The 22,752-nt window shown below is 70.8% G+C and carries 19 protein-coding genes; 8 read left to right on the top strand and 11 right to left on the bottom strand.

Annotated features, from left to right (window positions below; translation table 11 throughout):
* Positions 1-150 precede the first annotated feature (150 nt).
* The 5 genes from PLE19_10685 to PLE19_10665 form a co-directional block, all read right to left on the bottom strand.
* Positions 151-1,095, bottom strand: a complete 945-nt coding sequence (locus PLE19_10685) for a metallophosphoesterase family protein (GenBank protein ID HPD15408.1) — start codon at positions 1,093-1,095, stop codon at positions 151-153.
* Entirely contained in the window at positions 1,095-2,006 is a 912-nt protein-coding gene (locus PLE19_10680; protein ID HPD15407.1) for a tetratricopeptide repeat protein, read from the bottom strand. The genes PLE19_10685 and PLE19_10680 overlap by 1 nt, the downstream gene beginning before the upstream one ends.
* On the bottom strand, positions 2,003-3,523 hold the full coding sequence (locus tag PLE19_10675) for a hypothetical protein (GenBank protein HPD15406.1): 1,521 nt from the start codon (positions 3,521-3,523) through the stop codon (positions 2,003-2,005). The genes PLE19_10680 and PLE19_10675 overlap by 4 nt, the downstream gene beginning before the upstream one ends.
* A 93-nt stretch (positions 3,524-3,616) precedes the next feature.
* Positions 3,617-5,215 carry a tetratricopeptide repeat protein gene (locus PLE19_10670; protein ID HPD15405.1) on the bottom strand — a complete coding sequence of 533 codons (1,599 nt, stop codon included), beginning with the start codon at positions 5,213-5,215 and terminating at the stop codon, positions 3,617-3,619.
* A complete protein-coding gene (locus tag PLE19_10665) occupies positions 5,212-6,855 on the bottom strand; it encodes a tetratricopeptide repeat protein (protein ID HPD15404.1) in 1,644 nt (547 codons plus the stop codon). The genes PLE19_10670 and PLE19_10665 overlap by 4 nt, the downstream gene beginning before the upstream one ends.
* Positions 6,856-7,010: 155 nt before the next feature.
* Between PLE19_10665 and PLE19_10660 the strand changes: the two genes are divergently transcribed.
* The 4 genes from PLE19_10660 (at position 7,011) to PLE19_10645 (ending at position 10,721) form a co-directional block, all read left to right on the top strand.
* Positions 7,011-7,748 carry a CPBP family intramembrane metalloprotease gene (locus PLE19_10660; protein ID HPD15403.1) on the top strand — a complete coding sequence of 246 codons (738 nt, stop codon included), beginning with the start codon at positions 7,011-7,013 and terminating at the stop codon, positions 7,746-7,748.
* Between the two features lie 67 nt (positions 7,749-7,815).
* Entirely contained in the window at positions 7,816-8,337 is a 522-nt protein-coding gene (locus PLE19_10655; protein HPD15402.1) for a hypothetical protein, read from the top strand.
* Between the two features lie 3 nt (positions 8,338-8,340).
* Positions 8,341-9,072 carry a metallophosphoesterase gene (locus PLE19_10650; GenBank protein HPD15401.1) on the top strand — a complete coding sequence of 244 codons (732 nt, stop codon included), beginning with the start codon at positions 8,341-8,343 and terminating at the stop codon, positions 9,070-9,072.
* 104 nt (positions 9,073-9,176) lie between these two features.
* Positions 9,177-10,721, top strand: coding sequence for a radical SAM protein (locus tag PLE19_10645; GenBank protein ID HPD15400.1), 1,545 nt, complete (start codon positions 9,177-9,179; stop codon positions 10,719-10,721).
* A 99-nt stretch (positions 10,722-10,820) separates the two neighbouring features.
* Here PLE19_10645 and PLE19_10640 read toward each other — a convergent pair whose 3' ends face one another.
* From PLE19_10640 to PLE19_10630, 3 genes are all read right to left on the bottom strand, one after another.
* A complete protein-coding gene (locus tag PLE19_10640; protein HPD15399.1) occupies positions 10,821-11,444 on the bottom strand; it encodes a hypothetical protein in 624 nt (207 codons plus the stop codon).
* Between the two features lie 138 nt (positions 11,445-11,582).
* Complete coding sequence (locus tag PLE19_10635; protein HPD15398.1) at positions 11,583-11,744, bottom strand: hypothetical protein; 162 nt, start codon at positions 11,742-11,744, stop codon at positions 11,583-11,585.
* 24 nt (positions 11,745-11,768) lie between these two features.
* A complete protein-coding gene (locus tag PLE19_10630; protein HPD15397.1) occupies positions 11,769-12,200 on the bottom strand; it encodes a hypothetical protein in 432 nt (143 codons plus the stop codon).
* A gap of 161 nt (positions 12,201-12,361) precedes the next feature.
* Here PLE19_10630 and PLE19_10625 point away from each other — a divergent pair, with 161 nt between their 5' ends.
* The 3 genes from PLE19_10625 to PLE19_10615 all read left to right on the top strand — a co-directional run bounded on the left by PLE19_10625 (position 12,362) and on the right by PLE19_10615 (position 16,476).
* On the top strand, positions 12,362-13,417 hold the full coding sequence (locus PLE19_10625) for an alpha/beta hydrolase family protein (GenBank protein HPD15396.1): 1,056 nt from the start codon (positions 12,362-12,364) through the stop codon (positions 13,415-13,417).
* Positions 13,418-13,469: 52 nt separating this feature from the next.
* Positions 13,470-14,300 carry a sugar phosphate isomerase/epimerase family protein gene (locus PLE19_10620; GenBank protein ID HPD15395.1) on the top strand — a complete coding sequence of 277 codons (831 nt, stop codon included), beginning with the start codon at positions 13,470-13,472 and terminating at the stop codon, positions 14,298-14,300.
* Positions 14,301-14,430: 130 nt separating this feature from the next.
* Complete coding sequence (locus PLE19_10615) at positions 14,431-16,476, top strand: hypothetical protein (GenBank protein HPD15394.1); 2,046 nt, start codon at positions 14,431-14,433, stop codon at positions 16,474-16,476.
* Positions 16,477-16,541: 65 nt separating this feature from the next.
* Here the strand turns inward: PLE19_10615 and PLE19_10610 are convergent, their stop codons facing one another.
* The 3 genes from PLE19_10610 to PLE19_10600 form a co-directional block, all read right to left on the bottom strand.
* On the bottom strand, positions 16,542-17,471 hold the full coding sequence (locus PLE19_10610) for a hypothetical protein (GenBank protein ID HPD15393.1): 930 nt from the start codon (positions 17,469-17,471) through the stop codon (positions 16,542-16,544).
* A gap of 22 nt (positions 17,472-17,493) precedes the next feature.
* Positions 17,494-18,771: a PQQ-binding-like beta-propeller repeat protein gene (locus PLE19_10605; protein HPD15392.1), complete on the bottom strand. Its 1,278-nt coding sequence runs from the start codon at positions 18,769-18,771 to the stop codon at positions 17,494-17,496.
* A gap of 76 nt (positions 18,772-18,847) precedes the next feature.
* A complete protein-coding gene (locus tag PLE19_10600) occupies positions 18,848-20,137 on the bottom strand; it encodes a Gfo/Idh/MocA family oxidoreductase (GenBank protein HPD15391.1) in 1,290 nt (429 codons plus the stop codon).
* A gap of 247 nt (positions 20,138-20,384) precedes the next feature.
* On the opposite strand from PLE19_10600, the gene PLE19_10595 reads away from it, so the two are divergent.
* Positions 20,385-22,313: a beta-propeller fold lactonase family protein gene (locus tag PLE19_10595; GenBank protein ID HPD15390.1), complete on the top strand. Its 1,929-nt coding sequence runs from the start codon at positions 20,385-20,387 to the stop codon at positions 22,311-22,313.
* Positions 22,314-22,752 lie beyond the last annotated feature (439 nt).

Here is a 22,752-nt window from a genome sequence, read left to right as displayed (position 1 = left end):
GGCAGGCTGCGCTCCCCAGGCGCTCGGCAGAGCCCCCGAGGAACCGCCAGGCCCAAGAGAGCAAGCATGCCCACAGACCCCACCGGGCCAGTCGGGCCAAGACCGCCGAACCCTGAAACACCTGAGATAGCTTGCAAGGCGCCGCCGCGCTCACTCCTCCCGCTCGGCCTCGGCGACGCTGCGCTCGGCGTCGGCCGCGCCCAGGCGCTCGGCCAGGCTGGCCGGCAGGCCGCTGTCGAGGATCTTCTGGCGGGTGGCCGCCACGTCGTAGGGCACGCGGCGGAACTCCACCGTCTCCGCCTCCTCGTCATAGACGACGTAGCAGGCCCGGGCGTCGCCGTCGCGCGACTGGCCCACGGAGCCCACATTGACCAGGCTGATCAGCGCGTCGGGCTTGAGCTGCACGCGCGGGCCCGGCACGAGCCGCGGCGGCTGCATGCAAATGGCCCTGCCCGCGAAGCGCACGAGCTGGTCCGCGGGCAACTGCCAGACGCCGGGAATGTGCGTGTGCCCGAAGAAACACACGTGCACGCCCGCCATCATGGGCGCCTCGACCACCTTCTGCGCACGGCGACCGTCCAGAACGTACTCGAACAGCGTGTCGCGCGGCGAAGCGTGCACGCACAGCACGCCGGCGCCCAGCGACAGGTGGTCCTGGCTCTGCTGGAGCAGGAACTGGCGATACGGCTCGGTGAGCCGCTCGCGCGTCCACGCGATCGAGACCTTGGCGTTGGTGCTGACGGGGATGTACCGGCGCTGCTTCTGGTCCAAATACTGGCGGGCGATGGCCTCGCGGTCCTTCAGGCCGGCCTGGGTGGCGAGGAACTCGAGGTCGTGGGAGTCGCGCAGGTCCACGAACTCGAACCGGCCCAGCGCGGCGGCGTCGTGGTTGCCCAGGCAGTAGCGGACCGTGTAGCCCTTCTTCGTCAGAGAGTGGAGGCCGGAGACGACCTCGGCGGGGTTGGGGCCATAGCCCACGAGGTCGCCCAGCGACACCACGCTGCGCAGGCCCTCGAGCTTCACGAAGTCGCGGTAGATGGCCAGCAGGGCCTCGAGGTTCGCGTGGACGTCGGAGAGGATGGCGTGCTTGGGCATCACTTGTTTTCGCTGGCGCTGAGGCGGTTGAGGAGGTCGCTGCGCAGCTTGGCGACGCCGGCGCGCGCGAGGGGCGCATAGGGCGAACTGGGCGCCTCGCGCACGAGGCGCTGGAAGCCCACGAGCGCCCCATAGTAGTCGCGCGACAGGTAGCGCGCCATCGCCAGGTCGAAGAGCAGCGCGTCGCGCAGCGGCGCGTCGGCCTCTTTGGGCAGGCCGGCCTCCAGCATGGCGATCGCCTCCGCATGCCGGCCCTGGGCCAGGTAGGCCCGGGCCAGGCGCAGGCGGGCCTGCGTGGCCGCGGGGCCCTCGGGCCAGCGTGTCAGCACCTCGCCGAACGCCGCCGCCGCATCCTCGAAGCGGTCCATGAGCAGATGGCACGTGCCCAGGCGATAGAGGGCCCAGGCGGCCTCGGGGCCGTCGGGGAACTTGGCGAGCATCAGGCGCAGCAGCTTGGTGGCCGCGAACAGCTCGCGGCGCGCCACCAGGGCGTCGCTCTCCGCGCGCAGGGCCGCGGCGGCCTCGTCCCTCGACCTTGCCATCAGGGCGTCAATGTAGCGCTCGAAGGCGGCCTCCTTCTCGGGGTGCTTGCCGAGGGCCTCGCAGCAGCGGGCGACGACGAGGTGCGCCGCCGCCGCCGCGGGGTCGGCGGCGTGGGCCTCGGCCGCGGCCGAGGCGTCGGTGAGCAGGGCCTCGTACCGGCCGCGCAGCGCGAACCCTGTGCCTTCCTTGCGCAGCGCGGCCAGACGCTCTTCGAGGGCGGCCATCGCGCGCGCCGCGGGCGTGGGCTCGGGCCCCTTCTTCTCGGGGGCAGGGGCCTCCGCCGCGCCGAGCCCGCCCGCCGCAAGCAGGCACAACGCCGCCGCGCAAACCCGCCAGCCGCGACCCGCCGTCCGCACTCGGGCGTTCATTCCTCGTCGGCCCTCCCGGTGCGCTTGATGCGCTGGATGCGGTCGCGCACGGCGCGGAAGCCCTGGGACTCGCGCGCGACGCGCAGGTAGAGCTCGTAGAGGTCCACGGCGCGCTCGCCGTCGTTCCTCTGGAGGCACTGGTCGGCGAGGTCGAGGAGGCGGGCCGAGAAGACCTCGTCGGGGTCGCCGGCGCCCACGACCTCGGCGATCGTGAGCTTGGGCAGGGGATTGGCGGCGAGGGCCGCGAGCGTGCGCCGCGCCTCGGCGGCGGCGTCGGGGTCGGTGGTCTGGGCGGCGAGGGCCTCGAGCACGCCGCGCGCGGCGGCCGCCTCGCCCTGGAACAGGTAGAGCCAGGCGAGAATGCGCGCGGCCCGCACGCGCGGCTCGTCGTCTATCGGGCTCACCAGCGGCTGGAGCACCTCGATGGCGCGCGGCGTGGCGCCCGTGCGGTCCAGCGCCACCGCGAGCTGGAGCCGCACGCCCGGGCCATACTTCGAGTCCGGGTAGCGCTTCACGAACTCCTCGGCCTCCCGGGCCAGGACGGCGGGGTCGGCGTCGCCGGCCAGGCTGCGGAAGCCCAGGTGCTCGGCGTAGTCGGAGCCTTTGGGCCCGAGGACGGCGCGGATCCACTGGAGGTACGCGCCCAGGGGGTCGCCGCCCTGGGCGAGGATGCGCTCGCGCTGGAAGAGGCCCAGGGCGTAGCGGGCGGCCTGCTGGGCCTGCGGGGTGTCGGGGAAGAGCTGCATGAGGGTGGCGTACTCGGCCTTGGCGCTCTCGACGAGGCCCTCGCCGGCCAGCTCGGTGGCCTTCTGGTAGGCCTGGGTGAAGAAGGCGGCGGCCAGACGCGCCGAGGTGGGCCGCGGCCAGGCCGGCGGCTTGGTGACGGCCTGGGGCGCGTCGAGGCGGGCGCGCGGCACCTGGGGCAGGGGCACGCGCGGCAGCTCGGCCGGCACCCGGAGGCGTTGGCGCGGCGGGGGCGCGTACGCCTGCGCCTGCACCGCATAGTCGGGGCGGCTGGGCTGGCCGACGCCGGGGACCGCGGCGGGCCGTGTGAGGCGCGAGAGGCCCTTGGGCCGCGCCGCCTCGCGGGCCTGCTGCTCGGCGGCGAGGGCGAGCTCGGCGCCGAGGCGCTTCACGCTGCGCTCCATCTGCGCGGTGCCGGCCTGGACCTCCTGGAGCAGGCGCCGGGCCGCGGGAGCGGCCGTCTGGGTGTCCTTCTCGAGCGCGGGCAGGATGGCGTGGAAGTGGCCGTCGCGCGCCTTGCAGGTGCGCACCAGGGCGGCGAGGAGCGCGGCCTGCTGGTCCCTGGGCGCGGCGGCTCGCCGCTGCTCGAGGTCGGCGGCCAGCGCCCCCGCGCGCCCGCCCTCGATCGCGGCGGCCACCAGCCCGTCGAGGGCGCGGGCGCGCTGCTCGGCCGTGGCGTCGGCGGCCTCGAAGGCCCTGCGGAACGCCGCCTCGGCGGCGCCGGGGTCGCGGCGCGCCAGAGCGGCTTCGGCGGCGCCCAGGTCGGTCGCCACGTCGGCGCGCGCGGCGTGCGCCGCGATCCACAGAAGGGTGCAGGTGGCCGGCAGCCAGGTGCGAATGGGCGGTCTCCTCGCCGAAGATGGCCGTCAGAGGCCCGCCAGGGGATCGGTGAGGTCGTCAGCGGTTTTCGGCTTGCCGTCGGGCCCGTTGGGGCCGTAGCGCTGGAACTCGGCGAAGGCTTCCATGCCCACGGGGGTGGCGTGGAGCGCCTTGAGGCCGAGGGCGATATCCTGCGCGGCGCGGGTGAGCTCGGTGGTCTCGAGCGGGCAGAGGGCGAAGGCGCGCTTGAACTCCGCGAGCGCCTGCTTCGGCTTGCCCCAGACGAGGTAGGCCCAGCCGCGGGCGCGGTGGCCGGCCACGGAGGCGGGCCGCGCCGCGAGGGCGGCCTCGAGGAGCTTGTCGAGCTCGGGGTCGGCCTGGGGGGCCAGGGCCGCGAGCGGGTTCGGCAGGTCGTCGGGCGTGCCGGGCTTCTTGTCGGGGCCGGCGGGCCCGTGGACCTGGTAGAGGCGGAAGGCGTTGCCGGAGACGAGGTGGCCGTCGCGCGCCCGCAGGGTGTCGGCCACGAGGTCCACCGCGCGCCCGAAGCTCTGGGGGCTCACGTAGCTGGCGAAGCCGCAGGTGGCATAGGCCACGTAGGCGGCGGCCACGGCGTCGTCGGGGCGGCCCTGGCGCAGGCGCAGCTCGACGATGGCCTTCGAGCAGGCGTAGGGCACGGTCTCGTCGAAGGGCTCGGCCAGGATGGCGCGGGTGAGCAGGCGCGCCAGCTCGTCGCAGCGGTCGAGGCGCAGGGCCGCGGGGGTGAGGATGGCCAGCACCTCGTCGTGCGCGAGCAGGCGGAGTTCGTTCTCCTGGAGGGTGGCGGCGAGCTTGAGCGCGGCCGCGTCGTCCTCGCCGCCGATCAGGCGCAGCAGGGCCGCCCGCGCGGTCGAGGGCTCCTTGCGCACGAAGAGCGAGAGGATCTTGCGGTCCAGGGCGTCGGCCTCCTCGGTGCGGCCGGCGGCGGGCAGCTTCTGGGCGAGTTCCTGGTAGGCCTTGGCCGCCTCGGCGATCACGGTCTCGCTCTCGAGCTTGCCGTAGAGGCGTTCGAGGCAGGCCATGGCCTTGTCGAAGCGGTGCGTTTCGGCGTAGAGGCGGGCGGCCCGGGCCACGGTGGCGCCCAGGGCATCGCCCGGCTGGGCCAGGGCGAAGAGCCGCTCGTACGTGGCCAGGGCGGCGGGCGCCTGGCCCGCCTGTTCGCGGCAGGCGGCCAGCGTGGCGAGCAGCTTCACGCGGGCCTCGGGCGGCAGCTTGGCCAGGTCGAGCTCGGCCGTGGCCTTCTCGAGGTGGGTGATGGCCTGGTGAAGCTCCTGCCGTGCGATGTGGATCTCGGCGATGCGCCACCAGGCGGGCAGGGCGTTGGGGTCGTCGCGCCCGAGGGCCACGAGGGCCTGGTGGTAGGCGGCAATGGCGAGGGAGGCGGAGCCTGCCTCGAGATAGCTCTGGGCGATCAGCTCGAAGGCCTTGCCGCGCCGCTCGGGGGTCTCCTTGGGTTCGGAGGCCACCGTGGCGGCCTTGGCGATGGCGGCGAGATACTGGCGCTTATAGGCGGCGGCGCCCGCCTCGGCCAGGGGGTCGGGCGAGTCGGCCGCCGCGAGCGGGCGGGCCAGCGAGGCCGCCACGAGCAGGATGGGGAAAAGGCGTCTCATTTCGGTAGAGCCAGGATCGGGTCCTTCAGGTCGTCGGGGGTGTTCGGCTTGCCGTCCTTGCCATTGGGGCCATAGGTCTGGTAGTCGAAGAACGCGTCCACGTCGGCCTCGGGGCAGCCGATGGCGCGGAGGGCCTGGGCCACGAGCACGGCGGCGCGCTGGAGCTTCGTGGCCTCGCCGGACTCCAGGTAGTGCCGGCGGAAGGCGCGGAGGGCGTCGGCCGGCTTGTCCCAGCACAGGTAGAGGAAGCCCAGCTCGTAGGGGTCGCTGATGAACCGCTGGGCGGCGGCGGCGAAGACCTTGTCGCGTTCGGCGTCGGCGGGCAGCCGACAGGCGGCCGTGGGGTCCTGGAGGTCGTCGGCCGTGCCGAGCTTGCCGTCGGGCCCCTCGGGCCCGTGCTCGACGAAGGCGATGAAGCGGTTGGCGGGCAACAGGCTGCCCTCCTTGGCCTTCAGGGCGCGCACGACGGCGAAGATGGCGTCCTGCGAGACCGCCGCCCAGCCGCCACCGCCCGCGGCATAGCCGTGAGTGGCGGCGGTGAGGTAGGCCAGACGGCACTGGGCCTTGGCCATGGCCAGGGCCTCGTCCACCCGCCCCTCGCCCACGAAGGCGTCCACGAGTTCGCCCAGGACGTTGCCCGACTGGATGATGCCGCTGGGCTGGGCGGCGATGATGTCGTAGGCGAGGCGGATGACGCCGGCCTGCTCGCCCACGCGGCGTTGGAGGTCGAAGAGCTGGCGATAGGCCGACGCCCGGTAGGCGGCGCCCAGCGTGCGGTCGGCGGCCAGGCGGCGGTAGATGTCGGCCGCCTTCTGGCTCTCGCCCTTCTGGATGTAGAGCATGGCCAGCCCCATGTAGGCCTGGGAGCGCCGCGCGTCGGCGCGGGGCAGCTCCTGGAGCAGCCTCTCATAGGCGAGGACGGCGTTCTCGGTGTCCTCGGCGGTGCGGAGGGCCTGGGCGATGGCCAGCAAGAGGCCGCGGCGCGCCTCGCCCTCCCAGGGGTACTCCTTGGCGAGGCGCTCGCAGAGGGGGAGGGCCTCCTTGGGCTGCTTGAGCTCGATGAGGGCCAGCCCGCTCGAGGCGAGGGCCTCGGCGCACAGGCGCGGCCGGTCGGGGAACTGCTCGACGAAGGCCCGATACGCGGCCAGGGCGAGGGCCGGCTTCGACGTCGCCTGGTACAGCCGCGCGAGGGCGATGGAGGCCTCGGCCCGCCGCACGGGGTCGGCCGTGGGCAGCTTGAGGAACCGCTCGTAGAGTTCCACGGCTTTGGGCTGGGTGGAGGAGCGCTCGGCGTAGGCCCGGGCCAGCTCGTACGTGGCCAGGCCCGCCCAGGGCTCCGCGTTGGGGAAGGCCTCGAGCAGTTGCTCGAGGGTCCTGGCCACGGTCGAGCGGTCGGCCTCGCGCTGCGAGAGGGCCACGTCGTAGAGCACCTCGGCGGCCAGCGCCGGGTCGTCCTTGTGGGCGAGGGCGAAGCTCACCTGGGCCGCCCAGCCGGGCGCGCGGTCCAGGGTGCGTTGGGCCGCCAGGCCCGCGCGCAGGGCAAGAAGGTCCTCGCGCGCGCTGCCGGCCCGAACGGATGCCGCCGCGAGGGCGACGCCGAGGGCAGCCGAGACTCCCGCTCGCATCCAGCATGGTCCCATAGCCGTGTTTCCTGGACGGAGAGGATACCAGTTTGCCTTCGGCGGATCAAGCGCGTTGACAGAGCGGCCGCGGGGCGGTATACTTGGCGCCGCGGAGGACGGGCCGTTCTCCGCTTCCCCGCGACAAGGCGTCCCCGAGCCCCCCTGGCGAGTCCATGGCAAAGCCCAGCAAGCGGGCCGGCGCGGCCTCCGCCGCCGAGCTCGTGCACAGGTACCTGCGGGAGTCGCGCGAGTTCGCGACCGGCTTCCTCTTCATCCTTCCGCTGCTGCTCGGCTACGAGGTGGGGATTCTGCTGCTGCGCTCGGACGTGATCAACTGGGCGCACGGGATCATCCGCCTGGTGTTCCACGTCTTCGGCCCGGCCGAGCCGGCGGTGTTCGCCGGCGTGATCGCGGCCCTGGCGTGGCTGGCCCTGCGCCACATCGAGCAGCGGCGGGTGGATGCCGAACTCTACGGCCTGATGCTGATGGAGAGCGTCGTGTACGCCTGCGCGATGGGGCTGGTGTGCGGGGCCGTGGCGCGGCGCCTGCTGGTGATGGGCGCGCTGGGGCCGGGCCGCCACATCGCCCGCGACGTGGTGCTCTCGGTGGGCGCCGGCGTCTACGAGGAGGCGCTCTTTCGCGTGGTGCTGATGGGCGCCCTCTACTACGGCCTGAAGCTCTGGAGCGGCCTGTCGCCCGGCTGGGTGGCGGGGGTGAGCATCGTCGTCTCGTCGCTCGCCTTCGCCGCGTGCCACCACATCGGCCCCTATGGGGACCCGCTGGAGGCGGGCCTGCTGGCCTACCGCTTCGGCATGGGCGTGCTCTTCGCGGCCATCTACATCTACCGCGGCCTGGGCATCGTGGTGTACACTCACGCCCTGTACGACGTTTTCGTGTCCCTCAGCCGCTGAGGCACTTGACTCCGCCTGCCGGGCGTGGTCTAATGGCACCGCGCGGCCCTCGTTTCAGGAGACAACCGTGGTAGACGAGGAACTCGAGTTCAAGCTCCAGCAGCTCGAACAACTGGTCAACCAGTGGAAGCGCTTCTTCACGCTGTACCGGAAGATCCAGAAGCCTGGCGAGGCGACGCCCAAGGAGGAGCACGACTACGCGGAAATGGCCACGACGTTCGCCCGCATCTACTCGCCGATCGCCACGCGCGTGGGCCTCAAGAGCGACCCGGGCTGCGGCGTGCTGGATATGGTGACCAACGTGCCCGACGCGCGCGCCGTGCGCGAGCTTTCGGACATGCAGCGCCGCAAGTTCGAGAACGACTGGCGGAGCAACAACACGGGCATGAACCAGAAGCTCGGCGAGCTCCAGATCCTGCGCGAGGAGCTGCTGGGCACGAGTGAACTCGTTTACTACGGCAAGCGCTTCTTCTCGAACAAGGCTGTGCAATGGACCGTCGGCGCCTCGATCATCATCGTGCTCCTGGGCGTCTTCGGCTTCTTCGGCTACCTGTACAAGCTCCTCAGCGAGCTGATCCACCGCATGTGACCCGTGGCCAAGAAGCTGTTCTTCCTCGCTGACGTGCACCTGTGCCCCGAGCACCCCGAGCGGCTGGACGCCCTCACGGCGTTCCTGCGCGCCCGCCGCGACGAGGCCCTCGCCTTCTACATCATCGGCGACCTGCTGGACTTCTGGGTGGGCGCCCGCCAGCTCCGGCGTCGGGCCTGGGGGCGAATCGTCGAGCAACTCGGCGCGGCCGCGCGCGGCGGACCGCCCGTGCGCATCCTCGGCGGCAACCGCGACTACCTGCTCGACGCCGCCGCCCTGGCCCCCCACGGCCTCGAAAGCCTGGGCCTTCAGCACACCTTCGAGCACGACGGGCTGCGGTTCTGCCTCGTCCACGGCCACCTGCGCTTCCCCGACCCCTGGTTCTCGCGCCAGTTCCTGCGCTTCATCCAGGGGCGCTTCATGCGCGGGCTCGCCCGCGTGTCGCCCCTGTGGGCCTGCATGAGCGTGGCCGGCGTGCTGCGCTGGTGGCGCCGGGTCGTCGGCCACCGCAGCGACCCCAAGGACGCGCAACGCTATGACCCTGCCGCCTTTCTGCCCCTCTTCGAGGCGGGCGCCAACGTCGTCGTCTGCGGCCACAACCACTGGGCGCACGACTACACCAGGGAACTGAACCGCCCGGGCTGCCGCCTCCTCGCCGTCGGCCCCTGGCGTCCCGGCCCCTCCTGGCTCGAATACGCCGACGGCGTTTTCCACCTGGCAGACCCCCGCCTGTGACGCCGGGCCGCCAGTTTGACCCCGCGCGGGGGTACGGGTACAATGCGGTGCGGCCAGCCGGTGGCTCCAGGGCGGTCCCCAACGGTTCCGGAGTGCCTGCGACGGTGAACAAGTCCTACTGCGACAAGTGCGGCGACCTCGTGCCCACGACGCGCGCGGTGCGCGACGGCAAGGTCTATCTCGCCAAGAACTGCCCGAAGTGCGGGACGAATGAGACCTATCTCTCGTCGAGCGCCGACCGCCACCTGACGAAGCGCAATCAGGACCCCGGCTTCGAGTACCAGGGCTGCCAGGTGCAGTGCGTGGACTGCGCGCACCACCGCTCGCCCACCTACGCCTTCGTGGACGTGACGAACCGCTGCAACCTGAACTGCCCGATGTGCGCCGACGGCGTGGCCTGGCACGGCTTCGAGTTCGACCCGCCTCTCGAGCACTTCGAGCGGATCTTCCAGCATCTCTCGATCTTCGAGCCGCTGCCCACGATCGCCCTGTTCGGCGGCGAGCCGACCGTGCGCAACGACCTCCCCCAGATCGTGGCCCTCGCCCGCAAGTACGGCATGCGCACCCGCGTGCTCACCAACGGCCTGCGCCTGGCCAACGAGGAGTACTGCCGCCAGATCGTCGAGAGCCGCGCCCACCTGCTCGTCTCCTACGACGGCGGCAGGCCGACCTGCTACGACAAGCTCCGCGGCAGCGCCAAGGTCCTCGAGATGAAGAAGCGGGCCATCGAGAACCTCAACAAGATGCCGCGGGCGCGCGTCAGCTACGTCACCTGCCTCGCCTGGGGCCTCAACCACAAGGACCTGCCCGAGCTGCTGCGCTTCTACCACGACCAGCGCCGCATCCTGCACGGCGTGTACCTCATGCCCCTCGTCCAGACCTGGCACGAGCAGGAGTTCGAGTACCAGCCCGAACGGATGACGACCGAGGACGTGGAGCAGTTGCTGGCCGACTGCTTCCCGGGCTACAAGGTCAAGTTCCTCTCGCTCGGCGTGGCGAGCCACTTCAAGACGATCTCGAAGTACCTGGGCCGCGAGGCCCTGCCCTACTACGGCACGCACCCGAACTGCGAGAGCTTCTACCTGCTCGTCTCGGACGGCGAGAAGTACCTGCCGATTGACCACTACCTGCGGACGTCGCTGCCCGAGTTCGCCGACGACCTCCTGTTGCTGGAGAAGCGCCTGACGGCCCGCGACGAGCGCTGGGCGCAGAGCGCGCTCGGGCGATTCGGCCGGGCGGTCGGGCTGGCGCGCACGGCCGCGCTCTTCGGCCTGATGCGGGTGGTGAGACGCCACTTCGTCTTCGGCCGGGCCTTCAAGGGCAAGGGCCTCGGCAAACTCTGGCACGTGCTGGCCACGCTCGCCCGCGCCCCCTTCGGCAGCTTCAGCAAGACGCGCCTGAAGCACATGACCGTGCAGAGCGCCCTGCGCGTGATCATCCTGCCGCTGGAGGACGACCCGATCCTCGAGACCGAGCGCCTCGAGCGCTGCCCCAGCGTGCACGTCTACTTCGACCCGCCCGACGGGCGGTTCCACTACATCCCCGTCTGCTCCTGGCGCAAGCACAACAAGCGGGTGCTCAAGGAGCTGGCTGACTACTACAACGCCCAGCCCCCTAAGGCCCCGACCGAGCAGCCGACGGCGAAGTGACCCCACGCGCATGGTGGTGCATGAATAAGCTGGCGCCGCGCCCCGGTCCGGGACGCGGCGCCAGTGTGGTTCTGGCTCGAGGGTGAGCGATGACCGCGCCTACTTGACAGGCGCAGCGGCCGGCGCGTCGCCGAAGTTGAATCGCGGAGGCAGGTTGCGGGCGCCCGCGCTCTGCCACGGCCAGTGGCCGAGCACGTCGTTATCGTCGCCGCAGAGGTCGAGCGTCGTCCAGCCGAGCAGGAAGTCTATGATCTCGAGGTAGCGGAGGTTGAGCACGAAGCCGGTGTGGCCGAAGTGGAAGAAGTGGTTGCAGCCGGGCGCGTAGCCGGGCCGACGCTGAATGTGCTCGATCCAGCCGACGATGCCGCCATAGTAGGAGTAGAGCGTCTCCTGCCTGGCCTTGTCGTAGTCGCCCCAGCCGATCTCCTCATAGGTCCACAGGCCGTAGCCCACGCTGCGGTAGTAGAGCTTGGTGGTGCCCACCTGGTTGCCGCCGATGCCCGAGAAGGTGCCCTCGATATTGGCCGCGCCGAAGCCTACCAGGCTCACGCCGCACATGAAGAAGGCGTTCATCGGCTTCTCCGTGTGCGTGATGCCGATCTCGAGGATCTGCGCCGCATCCTGCCCGCGCTGCTCCCAGTACGTCGCGCATCCTGTGAGCGACACGGCCAGGGCCACCGCCGCCATTGCCACGCCAACACGCCACGCGCCACACCGCTTCATCCGAGACTCCTCATGGGTCGAGAAACGTGTCCGCCCGCCTCGACACCTTTATACCATGTCGGGCGTTTTCCAGCAAACCACATGGCGCGGGGGCAGGCTGATGGCCTGCCCCCGTGCGCGGGACTTCCGCCGTTCGGCTCAGTACGGGATCTCCGGACGCATGCACTCGTTCGAGGTGCCCGGAGCCTGCCAGGGCCACACGCTGGTGGCCGTGCCGTCGTCGCCAGAGAGGTCGAGGAGGAAGAAGCCACCCATGAAATCGAGCATCTGAAGGAATCGCGCGTTGGCGACCAGACCCACGTAACCTACGTGGAGGTACTTCGTTCATGAGAAGCCGTAATCGGGCTTCCGCTCGAAGTAGCACGCGTAGCCGATCGGGCCGTTGTGCCAGCGGTACAGCGTCTCCGGCTTGTTGATGTCGAACTCGCCCCAGCCCAGCTCCTCGTAGGTCCACAGCAGGAGGCCGCAGACCTTGTGGTAGTGGGGCATCACGCCGACGCGCCCGCCGCCGATGCCGAAGAAACCGCCGTCCACGTGGCCCGCGCCGATCGAGCTGAGGCCCAACAGGCACGCGTAGACCGAGGCATACGGCGTCTCCGTCCACGTCACGCCCAGGTCAATGCAGTCCAGGGCGTCCTCCCCGCGGTGCACGAAGTAGTCGCCCACGCTCGCCGGGTGGCTGCACCCGGCCACGAGAGCCAGAGCCGCCGCCAATGCCAGGCCCCGGCCCATCCATCGGACACCTGGTAACCTCACCACGCGCCTCCTTTGCAGGCAAGTGCTCTCGACAGCCCTATCCCCTCGAACGGCAGGAATGCTAACGCAAAGGGCACCGCGTGTCAAACCGATCTTGCCGGCTTGCGCGCGAGGCGGGTTTTCCTATATTGGACATCTGCCATTCCCGAAGGGAGCCTCAAGTGCCCGGTCCGCCCAACTCGCCGCAGACGGCACTGCCCCGCCGCGCGTTCCTCGCAGGCTCGGCGGCCGGGCTGCTCGCCGCCCAAGCCCTGCTCCCGGCCACCCTCGCCCAGGAGACCCCCGCCATGACCGACGCTCAGCTCAGAGAGAAACTCCTCGCCTGCCTCGGCGGGCCGTGGCCCGAGCCGGGCGACCTCAAGCCCGTCCTCCGCGAAGCGATGAAGAAGGACGGCTACCGCATCGAGTCGGTGACGTATGAGGTCGAGCCGGGCGACCGCGTGCCCGCATTCGTCCTCATCCCCGATGGCGTAGACGCCGCTCATCCCGCCCCCGCGGTGGCCGTGTGGCACCAGCACAACGGCGCCTGGCACCTGGGCAAGGTGGAGCCCGCCGGCCTGGCGGGCATGCCCATGCACCATACAGGCGTCGCGCTGGCCAAGGAAGGCTACGTGGTCATCTGCCCCGACGCCCTCTGCTTTGGCGAGCGGCAGAGCAAGCATCTTCGCGGTGGCGACTACGAGCGGTTCGAGTTCCTCCGCTACGTCGTCGCCGGCAAGTGCCTCGCCTGGAAATACATCCTCGACATGCGGCGGGCCATTGACTACCTCGTCACGCGCCCCGAGGTGAAGAAGGACGAGATAGGCTGCTACGGCCACTCGATGGGGTCCACCTGCACCTGGCTCATCGGCCCGTGGGAGCCGCGCCTCAAGGCCCTCGTCGGCAACTGCTGCCTGCCCACCTACAAGGGCATCCACCGCACCCACATCCTCCACTGCTTCCCCAACTTCATCCCTGGGTGGTATCAGTATGGCGACACGCCCGAGATTGCCGGCCTGATCGCCCCGCGCGCCTTGCACCTCAACCTGGGCGAGAAGGACGGCGGCAGCCCTATCGAAGAGGCCCGCGAGGGCATCGAGCGCATCGCCGCCGCCTACAAGCGCGCCGGCGCCGAAGCCAACTTCACCCACTTCATCGAGCAGGGAGCCGGCCACGTCCTCTCCGACGAAATGTGGAAGCGGGTGAAGGCCACGTTTGCGAAGCACCTGAGAGGCTGAGTCTTGGTAAGGCGTGCATACCTGCACGCGGAATCTTGAAAGGAGGTACGCCGTGTTGTTAGCCAGCAACCACATGTTCCCCGCCGGGCCGATTGAGGCGATCTTCGAACGACTGAAGAAGGCCGGGGCGGGCGGGCTTGACCTGTTCCTGCCACACATCCCCTATCTGCTCGATCCGCGGTTCGGGCCGAAGAACCTCGCTCTGTGCCGCCAGGCGGCGGAGGCGGCGGGGTTGCCAATCAAGGGCATAATCGGGGCGCCGCTTCAGAACAACCCGGGCTTCGGGGCCTATCTGGGCTCCGATGCGGAGAAGGGCCGAGCCGAGAGCGTGGCGTTCATCCAGCACAATGTGGACCTCGCCGCCGCGCTCGGCGCCTCGCACGTCTGTATCGCCGAGGGCCGCTGCCCCGACGGCGCCGACGAGCGGGAGATGTGGGGCCGCCTGGTGCGGACGCTCAAGGAGTGCGCCGCCATCGCCGAGCCGAAGGGGGTGACCATCCAGATCGAGCTTCACCCCGGCCTCATCGCCAGCACGCCCGAGAAGGCCCCAAGGCTCATCGCCGAGGTCGGCTCGAAGGCGGTCCGCATCTGCCTCGACTTCTGCCACGCGAACGTCATCACGAAGGGCGATCCCGTAGGAATGATTCGGGCGCTCAAGGGCACGCTGGGCGCCATCCACATCGCCGATGGGATTCAGGTGCCCGGCCTCCACCTGCCTATCGGGCAGGGGGAGATTGACGTGGACGCCTGCATCCGCGCGGTGAAGGACGTCGGCCACGACGGCCCGTGGGTGCTGTGCATGTACGGCAACGCCTTCCCCGAGATGACGTTGAAGACGGCCGTCCGCTTCCTCAGGAAGCGCCACCCCGACATCCTGGCTTGACGGCCAACCTGGGCGGAACTGCCTCGAGGCAGCCCACGGCAAGGGCTGTCATGGCGCGCACGCCGCGCGCAGCTTGAACGTGCGGGGCGGGCACGCTACGATTGGGGCCTGGGGAGGCCAGGAGAATGCCATGCCCCGGCCGTTTGCGTCGCGCTGGCTCCTCGTGGGCGTTCTGGCCCTGGCGGGCAGCGGCCTTGCCGCCGAGCCGCCCGAGGCCGGCGGGCCAACCGCCCTGCCGCAGGAAACCACCGAAGCCGTGCCCCTCGCCAACCCCGGCTTCGAGGCCGACTGGGATGGCTGGCTGCCGCGGAACGCCGCGGCGTTCGCCCTCGACGCCGCGGCCCGCTCGGGCAAGGCGTGCGTGCGGCTCAACTGCGGCCAGGCGACCCCCTACGTGCCCAGCCTGCGCCAGCCCCTCAAGGACCTCGGCCCCGGCATCTACGCCCTGCGCTTCTGGGTGAGGACGCGGGACCTCGGCGGGGCCTCGAAGGGCGACGGCGCCCGCGTGAGCATCGAGTACCTGCTCCAGGACGGCCAGCGCGCCTGGCCCTCGACCAGCGTGTTCCGCGGCACGGGCGACTGGCGGCAGGAGGAACTCCGCGTGCTCATCCCGCCCGAGCTCAAGCCAGGCAGCGCGGCCATCAGCCTCCACCGCTACGGCGGCGCCAGCGGCGGACAAGCCCTCTTCGACGACTTCGCCCTGGAGCGCATCCGTCCTGCCCCGGCCGAAGCTTATCTGCTCTACCCCAACTACCGCGGCTACCTGCCCGACGACGGGCCGGCCGCGGTGCGGTTGTGGGTGCGCGCCAACGATGCGAAGGCCACGGAGCCCGCCGGCGTCGAGGCCCGCCGCATGGGCGATGACAAACCGATCGCCACGGCGCACCTCGGGGCGGGCACGAGGGAGCAGGTCGTCGAACTCGATGCGAGCAAGTGGCCCCTCGGGCGCTACGAGGTCGAGGCCCGCCTCGGCTCCTATCGCACACCGCCCTACATCGTCCACAAGATCGCCGCCGAGCAGCGCAAGAGCCTCGCCGTCTGGTTCGACGCGCACCAGGTGATGCACGTGGCGGGCAAGCCCGTCTTTCCCTTCGGCCTCTACAACACGACCCGACACTTCGCGAATGGCGAACTCGACTTCGACGAGGAGGCGGCCCGCCTGAAGAAGATGGCCGAGGCGCCGGTGAACGCGAACACGAACTACTGGTGGTGGCCCTGCGGCACAGCGGTGCGGCAGCGCTATCTGGCCGAGATGCAGCGGCACGGCCTGGGCTACTTCGACTGCGTGAACAACGCCTTCCCCCCCTTCCCCCGCACGCCGTGCGTGGCCGAACTCGTGCCCGAGGCGGCGAAGCTCGAGAAGCTCGATTCGCAGGAGCTGGTAGACGCCTACCTCACTCGCCTGGCCGCCGCGATGCGCGATCTGCCCGCGTTCCACGGCTGGTACGTGATGGACGAGCGCGGTTTCGACGATGTTCCGCGCCACTTCCATCAGTACCGGGTGCTGCGCAGGGCCGACCCCGGCCACCCGACCTTCGGCGTGAGCAACCTGCCGCTCGAGCTGCCGCTCTGGCGCGACACGCTGGATGTCTTCGGCCTTGACCCCTATCCTCTCTTTAACATGAAGGCAGGCCGCCCGCTTTCGATGGTGGGCGAGTGGACCCGCGCCGGCATGGCGGCCACCCACGGCAGCCGTCCGGTGTGGATGGTCATCCAGTTCTTCCAGGGCTGGAGCACGGACCGCTGGCCAACGGCCGAGGAGTTGCGCACGATGAGCCTGATGGCCATCGCCGAAGGCGCGCGCGGCCTTTACTACTGGAGCTTCGGCAACCGCGGCCTGATGTCCGTCGCCAACGCACAGCAGCAGGAGGACTACTGGCAGCGGCTGGTGAAGGTGACGAAGGAACTGAAGGCGCTGGAGCCGGCCCTCGTGGCCCCCGACGCGCCGCAGGCGGTGAAGGCGGTCTCCGACCCGCGTGTGCGCTGGCGCGCGCGGCTCGCGGGCGGCCGCTGCCACATCTTCGCCTACCTGCCCTCGGAGAAGTTCGTCGCCGACCCCGCCCAAGCCGAGACGGTAGAAGTGCGGTTCACCCTGGCCGGCGGCCAGACGGCCACGTGCAGGCTGCGCCCCGACTTCGCGGAGTACACGACGGCGCCCCTGGGACAGGCCCAGTAGGCCTCACTCTCCGGCGCGGGCTCTTCGGCTTTCGGCCCGCCTCTTGTATCCCCTTCGCGCGAGCCTCAGGGGGCCTTCGGCCCGATGGGCTGCGTGGCCACGACCACGTCGTCGTACCACACGGTGCGCGTGACGCCGCCGCCCGCCCGCTCGTAGCCGTCGGGCTCGAGGTAGAGCGTGAGCTGCACCTTGTTGACCTGGAGGGACTCGGCGGAACGCCAGTTGATGTTGCGGAACTCGCCGCGCTTCACGCCGTTGATCCAGCAGTCCAGCTCGCCGTTCTCCTGGCCGGGGGTGTTGGCCTTGACGCGCCACTCGATGCAGGTCCACGTCTGGAGCGGCGGGACCTGGTCGGGTTGCGGCTGGAACCAGTTGCCCCAGTAGTTGCCCCGGCCGTCGGGCTTCATCTTCCACCAGTAGGCGTAGAAGATGAGGGCGCCGGGGGGCCCCCAGCCGCGGTCGGGCCTGCCGATGGGCTCGAGCGTGGCCCAGAAGAACTTGTCGCCGTCGGGGGCCTTGCCGGCGCCGCGGAACGCGCCCCCGCCCCAGTCGGCCATGAACCCGCTGCCGCCGTGCGCGTGGTAGCCGTAGTCGGGGCCGTAGCGGACGTAGTGTCGCATGTAGAGTTCATCGAGGCCCGGGCGAAGGCGCTTGACGAGCGAGACGTCGGAATGGCTGTCCTTGTGGAGGGAGGCGCGGGCCGAACGGGCGCCGCGCGCAATGGCTGCGGCGGTCTCGGCCACGAGGGCCGGCGCCTGGGCCGTGGCGTTGCGGAGGCGGCGGATGGAGACCTCGTCCCACTTCTTCCCCACCTCCCCGGCCTCGAAGTCGTCGTGAAAGAGGACGGCGGGGTCCTTCTCGATCCCCTTGTCGCCCGGGTAACGCGAGGCCAGGCCGCGTCGTGTCTCGCCTTTGGCGGCGGGTGCGGCTGCCATCGCGCAGGCAGCCGCCAGCCCCAGCGCTCCCAGGAGGAACGGGCATCTCCGTGTCAGCATCTCAGGCCTCCGCTCGAGGCGGCTACCTGGCGCCGCCGATGCAGAAGAGGGTCTTGTCGGCCCGCAGGAAGAGCTGGCCGTTCGCCACGGCGGGGCTGGCGTTGAAGGTGCCCACGCGGCCCAGCTCGTTGGTCGCGAGCAGCTCGAACTTCGGCTTGGCCGCCACAACATAGGTGCGGCCGCCGCGGTTGGTGTAGTAGAGCTTGCCGTCGGCCAGCACGGGCGAGGCGTAGAACTGCCCGGCCCGCGGAAGCCGCTCTTCGTAGACGACCTGGCCCGTTTTCGCCTCGACGCAGTAGAGGATGCCCTCGTTCTCGTGCGCCCAGTAGAGGTGGCCCTCGTGCAGGATGGGCGACGAGACGTTCGAGCCCTTCTTGAGCGTCCACAGGCGGTGCGAGGCGGTCACGTCGCCGCGCCCGCCGCAGCGGACGGCGAGCGCCCCGCCCGTGCCGCGCCCGCCGATGCAGTAGACCACGCCGTCGCCGGCCACGAGGCTGGGGACCATGTACCAGGGGATGTCGGTCGCGGCCGACCAGAGCGGCGCGCCGGTGTCGGGGTTGAAGGCGAGCACCTTGCCGCCGATGGCCAGGACGAGTTCCACCTTCTCGCCCACGGGCACGAGGATGGGGGTGTTCCACGACTCCTTGATGCCGGGCGCGCGCCATTTCTCCTTGCCCGTCGCGCGGTCGAGGGCGATGAGGGATTCGCTCTCGACGCTGGCGTTGATGATAAGCAGGTCGCCGTAGCGGATGGGCGAGGCCGCCGTGCCCCAGCCGTTGGTCCTCGACCCCACGTCGGCCTGCCAGAGCGGCTTGCCGTCGAGGTCGTAGGCGAAGACGCCCGACTTGCCGAGGAAGGCGTAGGCCCGCTCGCCGTCGGTGAACATCGAGTTTGCCGCGTAGCCGTGCTCGCGGATGGTCGGCTCCTCGGGCAGCTTGGCGGGCACCGTCTTGCTCCAGAGCAGCTTGCCGTCGCGGCGGCTCAGGCAGACGACGTGGCGCTTGAGCTGGTCGAGTTCGCCCTTCGGCTCGCCGGGCACCAGGTAGCCGCTGAAGCAGGTGAGGAAGATGCGGTCGCCCAGGATGATGGGCGTGGAGGCCCCGCCGCCGGGCAGGTCGGCCTTCCACGCGATGCCCTCCTGCGGTCCCCAGGTGACGGGCAGGCCTTTCTCGGCGCTGATGGCCTGCCCCCTCGGGCCGCGGAACTGCGTCCATGGCCCGGCCGCGGGCTGGCCGGCGGCCGCCAGGCTGCCGAGCAGTACCACGCCGCAGAGCCCGACCGCAAGCAACCTCACTCTCATGCTCTCTTCCTCCGTGCGATCGCCTCGCGCGCGGCAGCGACCCCGTGTGCCGCGCGTGCGGCGGGTGGGGCGTTCCTCACAAGTGCCACGGGCTGCGCAGGGCGCGGCTGAGGCGGCGCGCGGCGTCGGGGTCGCCCACGATGGTCTCGGCCTTGGGGTCCCAGCGGATGGTGCGGCCCTCGCGGATGCAGATGTCGCCCAGATGGCTCATGAAGTCGCTTTGCACCGCCGAATCAATGTCGCTGGCCGGCGCGGTGCGGGTGAGACAGGCGTTGACGAAGTTGCGGTAGTGGTGGGTGTCCTGGAGGAGGTGAATCTCGTCGGGCTTGATCTTGACGGAGAGGAGCGAGCGCGGCTCGGCGGTGATGCCGCCGCGCGAGGGGGCCACCCAGCCCTCGGTGCCCACGAAGGTGGTAAGGTCGCCGCCGGGCTTGAGGGTGAACTCGACGCCGCTGGCGTAGCGCCCCTGGACGTTCCAGTTCACCACGGTGTCGAAGAGGCCCTCGGTGGGGATGAGGCCGGTGCCGCGGTATTCGACGGGGATGTGGGGATAGCCCCAGTGGGCGATGTCGAGCGGGTGGGCGCCCCAGCCGGCGATGAAGCCGAGCGCGTAGTCGTAGATGTGCCAGCGGCCCACGCCGAACACGCGGTCGTTGCAGAAGGGCGCCCAGGGGGCGGGGCCGAGCCACAGGTCGTAGTCGAGGCCCTCGGGCACGGGCTGGGGCGCGGGGTTGCCGCCCGTGGCGCCGTTGGGCGCCACCACGTGCACGGCCTTGAGCTCGCCGATGTAGCCGTTGCGCACCAGCTCGCAGCCGAAGGCGCAGTGGGTGCTGAAGCAGCGCTGTTGGGTGCCGTACTGGAAGATGCGGCCGTAGCGGTGCACGGCCTCGCGCAGGGCCTTGTCCTCGGCCACGCTCACGCCCAGGGGCTTCTCCACGTAGACGTCCTTGCCCGCCTTCACGGCGGCCAGCGCGATGGGCACGTGCCAGTGGTCGGGCGTGGCCACGATGACGGCGTCCACATCCGCGCGGGCCAGCAGCTCGCGGAAGTCGTTGTGCGGCGTGCAGCCCTTGAACGTCGCGCGGTCGGCCTTGCCGGCATAGGCGTGCTCGACGCGGCTGGCCGCGGCCTCGCGGCGCTGGGTCACGGGGTCGCACACGGCCACGCTCATGGCCATGGGCAGGCCCACGAAGCCGCCGAGCAGGCCGCTGCCCTGCCCGCCGACGCCGATGTGGCCGAGCTGCACGCGCTCGCTGGGCGCGGCCTGGCCGAAGACCGAGGCGGGGACGATCGTGGGCGCGGCGAGCGCCGCGGCCGACGCGGCGGCTCGCCCGAGAAACGTGCGGCGGCTGGGTTCGACGGGCATGGTTTCTCCTTTGATCCGACATCGCGCCAGCGGGCGCCGGCAGCGGGCCTGCGGGTTGGCTCCGCGCCCGGTACACTATAGCGGGGATGCCCTCGCGCCGCAAGTGATGGCGCGCCCCGCCCGGCGCGGCCCCGCGGCGGCCTTGGGCCATCGGGACTTGCATTTGATTCGACTTTGGGGTATTTGGATGGGATACAGGGCCGGGAGGGCAGAGGGAATCTATCGCTCGCATTCAGGAGACCGCGCCGTGACAAGACTGGCCTCTCGTGTGGTTCTGCTGTGCGGCGTGCTCGGCCTCGCGGCCTCGGCGTGGGCGGGCACCTACCGCTCGCCGTACGCGGCCGCGGTGTCGGCCGACGGCAAGGCGGTGTACGTTTCGGACCACACGGCCGACTGCATCGTGGTGGTGGACCCCGCCGCCGGCAAACCGGTCGCCGAGTGGAAGGCGGCCGGCGGCCCGGCCGGCATCGCGCTCTCGCCCGATGGCAAGACGCTGTTCGTCGCGCTCCAGACCGCCAATGCCGTGGCCGCCCTCTCGACCGAGAACGGCAAGGAGACGAAGCGCATCCCCGTGGGCTACCGCCCCACGGGCCTCGCCGTGGCGCCCAAGGCCAACCGCCTCTATGTGTGCAACATGGGCTCGGGCAACGTGTCGGTGATCGATCTCGGCGAGATGGTCGAGAAGTTCCGCGTGCGCTGCGTGCGCGAGCCGATGTTCGCCGCTGTGACGCCCGACGAGGCCCGCGTGGTGGTGAGCAACGCCCTCGCCACCGGCTCAGCCACCGAGAGCTCGACCGCCATGTCGGTGAGCCTCTTCGATGCCAAGGACGGCAAGACGGGCTCGACCATCAAGCTGCCCGGCGGCTCGACGAACGGCCGCACCGTGTGCATCTCGCCCGACGGCAAGTGGGCCTACCTGCTGCACGGCGTGTCGCGCTTCCAGGTGCCCACGACCCAGCTCGAGCGCGGCTGGATGAACACCTCGGCCCTCTCCGTGATTGACCTCCAGAAGGACGAGCTGTACGCGACGATGCTGCTGGACAGCATTGACCTGGGCGCGGCCGACCCCTGGGGCGCCGCCCTCACCGCCGACGGCAAGACCCTGTGGGTCAGCCTCAGCGGCTGCCACGAGGTGGCCCGTCTTGACGTGGGCCGCCTCGTCGAGATGCTCTCCGGCAACGTGCCCGACCAGTACGCCAAGAGCCTCGGCTCGGCCAACATCAACCCCTGGGCCGAAGTCAAGAAGGACCCCAAGTACCGCTTCCAGCTCGTCAACGACCTGATGGCCATGTACTTCGCCGAGCTGATCCAGCGCTTCCCCGTGGGCGGCCGCACGCTGCTCTATCTGCACGCGGCCGACCGGCCCTTCGAGCGCGGGCCGCGCGGCATCGCCCTGTCGCCCGACGGCAAGCAGCTCTACGTGCCCACCTACTTCGGCGGCGCGCTGTGCGTGATGGACACCGAGACCGGCAACCTCGCCAGGAACATCCCCGTCGGCCCGCAGCCCGAGCCCGACCAGGTGCGCAAGGGCGCCATCGCCTTCCACGACGCCGAGCTCTGCTTCCAGAAATGGCAGAGCTGCGCCACCTGCCACCCCAGCGACGCGCGCATGGACGGCCTCCGCTGGGACCTCCTCAACGACGGCATGGGCAACCACAAGAAGACCCGCTCGCTCGTCTACTCGCACGTCACGGCGCCCGTGATGGCCATGGGCGTGCGCCAGACGGCCGACGTGGCGGTGCGCGCCGGCTTCCGCTTCATCCTCTTCGCCGTCGTGCCCGAGGAGACCGCCACGGCGGTGGACGACTACCTGAAGTCGCTGAAGGCCGACCCCAACCCCTTCCTGGTGAACGGCAAGCTCAGCGAGGCGGCCGAGCGCGGCAAGAAGCTCTTCGACGGCAAGGCCAAGTGCAGCACCTGCCACTCCGGGGCCAACTACACCGATCTGAAGGCCTACGACGTGGGCACGCTGGGCGCCTACGACAAGCCCACCGACCGGTTCTACACGCCCAAGCTCAACGAAGTGTACCGCACGGCGCCCTACCTGCACGACGGCCGCGCCGCCACCCTCGAGGAAGTCTTCACGGCCTTCAACAAGGAAGACAAGCACGGCGTCACGTCGAAGCTCTCGCCGGAGGAGCTGGCCGACCTGATCGCCTATCTCAACTCGCTGTGAGCCTGCCGGCCGGAGCGGGCGCCCGACTTCGGCGGGAGGGGCCCCCAGCGCTCGCCCTTCCTGTTACCCTCCCGAAGGGATTGGAACCTTCGGGAGGGAGGCCCTGCTGCGCCCTCCCTCGTTCCTACGCTCTGCTCCCCCTTTTCTCGTCCCTGCGCTCTGCCCCCCTTTCTCGTCCCTACGCTCTGCGTGGGGACGGGCCTCTTGGCCGCTCCGCGGCCTCTTCGTCTTCGGGGAAGAGTCGGGAACCTCCCGCGGGTTGCGAACCCGCGGGAGGTTGGGGTTGCAGGCTTGTGGGCGGGGGCTCTGTCCCCCGCGAGGAGGCGGCAGGACGCGGGGCACGGAGGCCCCGCCCACAGCCGAACCCCGAGAACGAACGCGGGGTTGTTGGACGCGGGAGCGTCCGGCTCATCGCCCCCACGCGGAGCGCAGGGGCGAG

Source organism: Planctomycetota bacterium, assembly GCA_035384565.1.
In the GTDB taxonomy this organism is placed as follows: domain Bacteria; phylum Planctomycetota; class PUPC01; order DSUN01; family DSUN01; genus DAOOIT01.
This window is presented reverse-complemented; position numbering and strand designations above follow the sequence as displayed.